Source organism: Yeosuana sp., assembly GCF_057126245.1.
Window position 1 is genome coordinate 20,542 of the sequence record NZ_DBNGMQ010000080.1, and the last position, 7,040, is coordinate 27,581.

General features: G+C 28.9%; 7 protein-coding genes. 4 read left to right on the forward strand and 3 right to left on the reverse strand.

Features of this window, described 5'->3' with window-relative positions:
• Nucleotides 1–17: 17 nt before the first annotated feature.
• From AC15TD_RS10785 to AC15TD_RS10800, 4 genes are all read left to right on the forward strand, one after another.
• A complete protein-coding gene (locus AC15TD_RS10785) occupies nucleotides 18–1,256 on the forward strand; it encodes a PAS domain-containing sensor histidine kinase (RefSeq protein ID WP_484452154.1) in 1,239 nt (412 codons plus the stop codon).
• 1 nt (nucleotide 1,257) lies between these two features.
• Complete coding sequence (locus AC15TD_RS10790; RefSeq protein ID WP_484452155.1) at nucleotides 1,258–2,313, forward strand: response regulator; 1,056 nt, start codon at nucleotides 1,258–1,260, stop codon at nucleotides 2,311–2,313.
• Between the two features lie 88 nt (nucleotides 2,314–2,401).
• Nucleotides 2,402–3,238 (forward strand): universal stress protein, encoded by an 837-nt coding sequence (locus tag AC15TD_RS10795; RefSeq protein ID WP_484452156.1) that lies wholly within the window; start codon nucleotides 2,402–2,404, stop codon nucleotides 3,236–3,238.
• 223 nt (nucleotides 3,239–3,461) lie between these two features.
• Nucleotides 3,462–3,905 carry a hypothetical protein gene (locus tag AC15TD_RS10800; RefSeq protein WP_484452157.1) on the forward strand — a complete coding sequence of 148 codons (444 nt, stop codon included), beginning with the start codon at nucleotides 3,462–3,464 and terminating at the stop codon, nucleotides 3,903–3,905.
• A gap of 2 nt (nucleotides 3,906–3,907) precedes the next feature.
• Here AC15TD_RS10800 and AC15TD_RS10805 read toward each other — a convergent pair whose 3' ends face one another.
• The 3 genes from AC15TD_RS10805 to AC15TD_RS10815 all read right to left on the reverse strand — a co-directional run.
• Nucleotides 3,908–5,086 carry a THUMP-like domain-containing protein gene (locus AC15TD_RS10805; protein WP_484452158.1) on the reverse strand — a complete coding sequence of 393 codons (1,179 nt, stop codon included), beginning with the start codon at nucleotides 5,084–5,086 and terminating at the stop codon, nucleotides 3,908–3,910.
• A 7-nt stretch (nucleotides 5,087–5,093) separates the two neighbouring features.
• On the reverse strand, nucleotides 5,094–6,182 hold the full coding sequence (locus AC15TD_RS10810) for an AI-2E family transporter (protein WP_484452159.1): 1,089 nt from the start codon (nucleotides 6,180–6,182) through the stop codon (nucleotides 5,094–5,096).
• Nucleotides 6,183–6,261: 79 nt separating this feature from the next.
• Nucleotides 6,262–7,040 (reverse strand): cryptochrome/photolyase family protein (locus AC15TD_RS10815; protein WP_484452160.1); only part of this gene is annotated, 779 nt, incomplete at its 5' end.

Consider the following 7,040-nt stretch of genomic DNA (forward strand, 5'->3'; position numbering starts at 1 on the left):
TTTAAACCAATTAATTAATGTTTCAAAACGATCAGAGTGTTTTTAATTTACTTTTTGAAGCTGTTTCTGAAGGTGTTTTAGTGGTTGATAAATCCCAATTTATTGTTGCAACAAATAGTTCTGTTGAAAAAATGTTTGGTTATGAGAACAAAGAACTAATAGGAGAACATTTAGATATTTTAATTCCAAAAAATTATCATTCAGGTCATAGTGCACATTTTAATGGATTTATAAAGCAAAATGTGAGCAGAAAAATGGGAAACGGACGGAACTTAAATGGTCTGCGTAAAGATTCTACTGTATTTCCTCTAGAAATTGGTTTAAACCCTTTTGAAGTTAATAATTCGACCTATGTTATGGCCTTAGTGGTTGATGTTTCCGTAAGAAAAAAACATGAAAATGAAATTTTAGAGTTGAATTCTCAATTGGAGGAAAAGGTTTTAAAAAGGACACGTGAACTAAGGAATGTAGTCGATGAACTTAAAGCTGTTAATAACAGATTAGAGGCAGAGAATAAAAGGCGTGTAGAAGCAGAAAGAAAAGCTAAAACGGCTTTAAAAAAAGAAATAGAACTTAACGAATTAAAAACTAAATTCTTGTCTTTAGTATCCCATGAATTTAAAACACCATTAAGTGGTATTTTAACATCCACCATGTTATTAGGGAAATATAAATTAACTGAGCAACAGAAAAACCGCGATAAGCATATAAAAACGATAACAGACAGAGTGCATTATCTTAATAATATTTTAAATGACTTCTTATCTATAGACAAACTTGAAACAGGGGAAATTAAATATAACTTTAAAGACTTTAAATTGAGTAAGGTTTTAAACGAAGTTGTTTATAATTGTAATCTCTTATTAAAAGAAGGGCAACGAATAAAATATCCTGACAATATAGATGAGATGTCTATGTTTCAAGATGAAAAAATTGTAGAATTAGCCTTATCTAATTTAGTAAATAATGCGTTAAAATATTCTCCAGAAAATACAACGATTGATATCGGAGTTAAACAAGATGTTAGTGAAACCACTTTTTTAATTTCGGATGAGGGCATAGGAATTCCAGAAAATGATCAAAAAAATATTTTTAATCGTTATTTTAGAGCTGAAAATGCCTTGCTAACACAAGGAACTGGAATTGGGTTAAATATTGTTAAAACTCATTTAGAAAACCTTGGCGGAACTATTAAATTTAAAACTGAACAAAATAGAGGAACCACATTTATAATAACCATACCAAATAAACCCTAAAATGAAGAAAATATTATTGATAGAAGATGATGTTGTTTTAAGAGAAAATACGGCTGAACTTTTAGAATTATCAGGTTATACAGTTGAAACAGCTTCAAATGGTAGAGCAGGAGTAGAAGTTGCAAAAAAGTTTAATCCGAGCATCATTGTTTGCGATATTATGATGCCAGAACTCGATGGATATGGCGTTTTAGAGACGCTATCAAAAAATGAGACAACAAAATTTATTCCTTTTATTTTTTTATCAGCTAAAACAGAACGGCAAGATATTAGAAAAGGTATGAATCTTGGAGCTGATGATTATATAACAAAACCATTTAACGAAGAAGAACTAATAAGTGCTATTGAAAGTAGATTAGCCAAAGTTGCTATATTACAAGACGAAAGACAAACAATCGGATTTGTTGAAGAAAATACTGATGGAGATGAAATTAGAACTCTCAACGACTTAAAAAATTTCTTTGATGATAACGGTAAGGTTTTTAATTACTCAAAAGGAGAAATTATTTATGAAGAAGGTAATAATTCAAACTATATATTTTTAATTAGAAAAGGAGTTGTTAAAAATTTTAAGTTTGATAATGAAGGAAAAGAACTTACTACAAATTTATACCAAGAAGATGAACTCTTTGGATACACTTCTTTTACTCAAAATATTCCGTATCAAGAATCGGCAACTGCGATTAAGGACTGTGAATTAGTTGGAGTCTCTAAACAAGATTTAAAAGAGATTTTAGATAATAATCACAAAATTACACTTGAACTTATACAGTTATTATCAGATAATCTTTCTGGTGCTAGAGAACAGTTATTAGATATGGCATATAGCTCAGTTAATAAAAAAACGGCATCAACTATTTTAAAATTTGCTGAAAAATTAAATCACAAACCTGACGAATCAATTAGAATTTCAAGAAATGATTTAGCTAGTGTAGCTGGTATTGCGACCGAAACTTTAATTAGAACTTTATCTAGTTTTAAAAAGGATGGACTCATAGAGATTGAGGCAAGAAATATTAGGATTTTAGATATAAAAAGACTAGAACAAATAAATTAATTCTTTTCTTAATATGTAACAATATGATTTATATCATTTTTTGTGATGCCCTTCCCGCATATTTTTGTTTTTGATTAGCTGTATAGTAATGAAAAACATTTTAATACCTACTGATTTTTCCAAGAACTCTTGCAATGCTATTTCGTATGCGCTTAAGTTTTTTGAAAATTCTAATTGTAATTTCTATCTATTACATGTTAATACTATTAATACGCTTTTAACTTCAGAAACCACTTATATGGCTTCACAAGAAGTTATAGATGAGGCTTTTGTTAAAACTGCTAAAACAAAGTTGAATAACCTATTAAACCGTTTGGTTGATTCTTCAAAAAATGATAAGCATAACTTTTACACCATAACAGATCATAATTACTTTATAGATTCTATAAGAAAACATGTTACTGAAAGGAAAATTGATGTGATAGTCATGGGTACGAAAGGCGCATCAGGTTTAAAAAAACTTATTGTTGGCAGTAATACGGGTGATGTTATAACAAGAGTGCACTGCACAACTTTAGTAGTTCCAGAAAACGCTAAATTTATGGTGCCTAAAGAAATAGCTTTTCCTACTGACTTTTCATCATTTTATACAATAGATTTATTAAAACCAATATTAGAAACGTTAAATCAGTTTAAAGGGTCGTTAAATATTTTACATGTTAATAAAGGTGCGCCTCTTAATTTAGACCAGCAGTTAAATAAAGGCCTTTTAGATGATTATTTTAGTAATACTAATTATAGTTTTTACAGTTTGAAAAACAACCATATAGAATCTGCTATACAGACATTTGTAGAAGAGAAAAAAATTAATCTGATAACTATGGTTGCTAAAAATTTAAACTATTTTCAACGTATATTATTTCATCCTACGGTACAAGAAATAAGTTATCACACCGATATTCCTTTTTTAGTTTTACACGAATAAAAAACGACTAAAAACTAACATTTGTCATTTTCTAAAATTTATTTTTTTCTTAACTTATAATATTATTATAATAGTTCAATTAATTTGAATTTTTTAAGTGATATAGATGAAACGAAACATTGAGCTTAAAAGATGATTGAACTTGTTTAATCTATATAAGGCAGGAAATGTTTTTTGGAAGGATATGTGTTTTCTGCCTTTTTAATTTTAAAAAAGAACAGACATGAAAGTTGCATCAAAATCACCAAAATACATTGAATGGCTTAGTTCAGAATTAATGCATGAAGAATCAAGCAGGTGGCTGTCAGAATTACGATTTATTAAAGATGAAGAACATTTTTTTGAAGATTTAATTAAACTCTTTACGTTACAATTATTAGAATCTAAAAGCTCTTTAGGTGTAAAGGAAATTATAGAACATGTTAAAGAATTTAGGAAAAAAAATATAGATCTCACAAACGATGTTTTGACTCATGAAAGGAATTTAAAAATAATGGTTGATGGAAAAAATCAATTAAAGGAAGAAAAGGCTTATAAGGAAAAGCACAGAGCTTTATTGATTGAGGTGAAAAAATATTTTAAAGAATATCGAACACTTAAAAGAAAGCTGTTTAAAGCCATAAAAGACATAAGGAAAAAGGAAAAACAAAAACGCTTACTAGCTTAGTTTTATACTTTTGACGTTATAATTACTATCTTATTTAAATTATAATCTGTAGTAAAAAATAGATATGCATTACCACCATCTTTTATTTCTAATTTTTTTCTTATTTGACTAACCGTTTCAGGAAAGTTTCTTGTTGTTATGTTGGCTTTTTTTAAACCTAACTTTTTTATAGTCTTTACATGATATGGTATCGTTTTTTCTATTTTAAATTGTCTGCCAGGAAAATCTATAAGTTCTATGCTTGTATATAAATGAGAATGTTTCTGAAGCTTAAAAATATTAAATGATTTTGCTACAGCGTTAAATGCTCCGGCTTTTAAAATGGCAGTATTAGGTTCATATAAATAGGTGAGTGGATTTGAATATTGTGGTTCAAACTTTTTTTCGTCTTCTAAGAAAAAATTAAATATTTGGTAAGAACCTTTAGTTATATTGACCGTTTTAACGGTTACTTTATTTTTATACCCTTTTTCTAAAACCCAGAGCAATTCTTTTGCTTCATTATTTAAGGCAATTACATAGATAGTTTTAACAAAGTTTAATTCATTGATTCCTACAGATAAATCGAGTAAAGGAGATGTTTTAATCATGAGATTTTTCGAGTATTTAAAAATACTATCTAAATGCTCTGGGATGTTTGGTAAGCAATCATTTAAAAAGAATACTTTTCCCTTACTATCATGTCTCCTTGAAGGATCAGCATAAACCCAATCAAATTGTTTACTATTATTACTTAGAACCGTAATACCATCTGTATGTTGAACATCAATGTTTAAAATTCCTAGTTGTTTATAGTTATATTTAACAATTCTTGATAAATTTGAATCTAATTCACAATGCGTTACCGTTTTAAATTGTTTGGAAAAATAATAGCAATCTACCCCAAATCCTCCCGTAATATCAATAATTGAATTTCCTTCAACTAAGCTCGCTTTGTATTTTGCAGTTACCTCAGAAGATGTTTGCTCAATATTTATTTTATTTGGATAATATATGTTTTCTGTCTGAAACCATTTTGGTAATTTGTATTTACACTTTTTTTTAGCTTCAATTTGCTCAATAATTTCTTTAGTGTCTACAAGGGGAAATGCGCAGCCTTTTAATAGTAGTGATGTTATATTTGAATCAATATTATTTTCTATAAAGTCTTGAATGTCAATATTTAAAATCTCTTTATTCAAACTACGACTATAATCCTTTAGTGAGTTTTTTTACAATATCGTTATCAGATAAAAACTCTTTTAAAACGACCTTAATTGCAGTATAGGCTGGAATGGCAACAATTAGGCCTATAACACCAAAAAGGATCCCAGCTATTATAATGACTAAAAAGATTTCTAATGGATGTGACTTGACACTTTTTGAAAAAATTACCGGTTGACTTATAAAATTATCAATTAGTTGTCCAATAATAAAAACAAGAGCGACCCAAATAGTTTTAGATAAAATAATATCTTCAAAGCCTTTACCAAGATTGCTGGTCATAGTTAATGTTAACATTAAAATACCACCAACCAATGGACCTATATAAGGAATTAGATTCAGTAAAGCACATAAAAAGGCTATTACAACGGCATTTTCAACATCTATAATAAGTAATCCGACTGTATAAATAATAAATATGATCAATATTTGAAAAATGAGACCAACAAAATATCTTGAGAGTAAGTCTTTTATTTTATTATAAGAATTAGTGAGTTTAGATTCTTTAGAATCTGGTATAAATGTTAAAATGCCATGTTCAAATAACTTACTATCTTTTAGAAAGAAGAACGAGATAAATAGTACTGAGAACAAGCCAACACTAAAACTTCCAAATCCACTAATTACCGAATTTAAAAAGTTAGGAATCATTGAATAATCAATTTTTGAGAGCCAGGTGGAGCTTTCAAAAGATTGCTCAATATCAATATTTTTAACCTGAAAATATGAAATAACTTCCATATACAGGCTTTCAACATTATTTTGTAATTTTTCAATATCTAAAAGCGCTAAGTTATGTCCTTGTTCAACAATTAAAGGAATAAATAACAGTACCAAACCAATAATAAAGCTGATTAAAAGTAGCATTGTGACAATTACGGCAATGGTATTTTTAAACTTTAAACGGTTTTGTAAAAATAAAACAATTGGTCTGCCAATTAATGAAATAACAACCGCAATAGCAATATATACAATAACAGATTGTATGCTATATAAAAAATAAAATAATAAGACTACCCCTAAAATGATACCAATAGCTCTTAAAATGCCGTTTGCTATAGTTTTTGAATTCATTTAGTAAATATAGCAAATTGTAAGTATGCTTAAAGAAACAGAGCCGTGAAATATTTCATTAAATATCTTTAAAGGAAATTTAGTTTAAAGCAGTTTTATAGGTATTTAGACAGCGTTCTCGAGCCACCTTATGATCTACAATAGGTGAGGCATAATTTAATTCCTGAAAATCTGGCACCCATTGTTTTATGTAATCTAAGTTTTTATCAAATTTTTCAATTTGAGTGGTTGGGTTAAAAATTCTAAAATAAGGAGCAGCATCTACACCACAACCAGCAACCCATTGCCAGTTTCCAATATTACTAGCCATATCATAATCGTGTAGTTTTTCTGCAAAATAAGCTTCACCCCAGCGCCAGTCAATTAATAAATGTTTGCATAAAAAACTACCAACCAGCATGCGTACACGGTTGTGCATAAATCCAGTTTTATTAAGTTGTCGCATACCAGCATCCACTAAAGGATATCCTGTTTTGCCTTCGCACCATGCTTTAAACTCAGTTTCATTGTTACGCCAATTAATTCGGTCGTATTTTGGTTTAAAACTTTGAGTCACTGTATGCGGGAAATGCCATAAAATTTGCATGAAGAACTCACGCCAAATCAATTCTTGCCAGAATATTTCATTCTTTTCTAGGGTAGCTTTTGCTACCATTGAACGGATACTAACGGTTCCAAAACGCAAATGAGGCCCCAATCTTGATGTCGAATCTTTTGCAGGATAATTACGAGTCCCTTCATAATTCTGTATAAGATATGGTGTAACCGTGTATTTTTTTATTTTTTGAGTTGCTGGTTTAAAACCCATATCGGTTAAACTCAAAGAAGTTGCATCAGTAAAGGCTAGAAGGTTTTTTA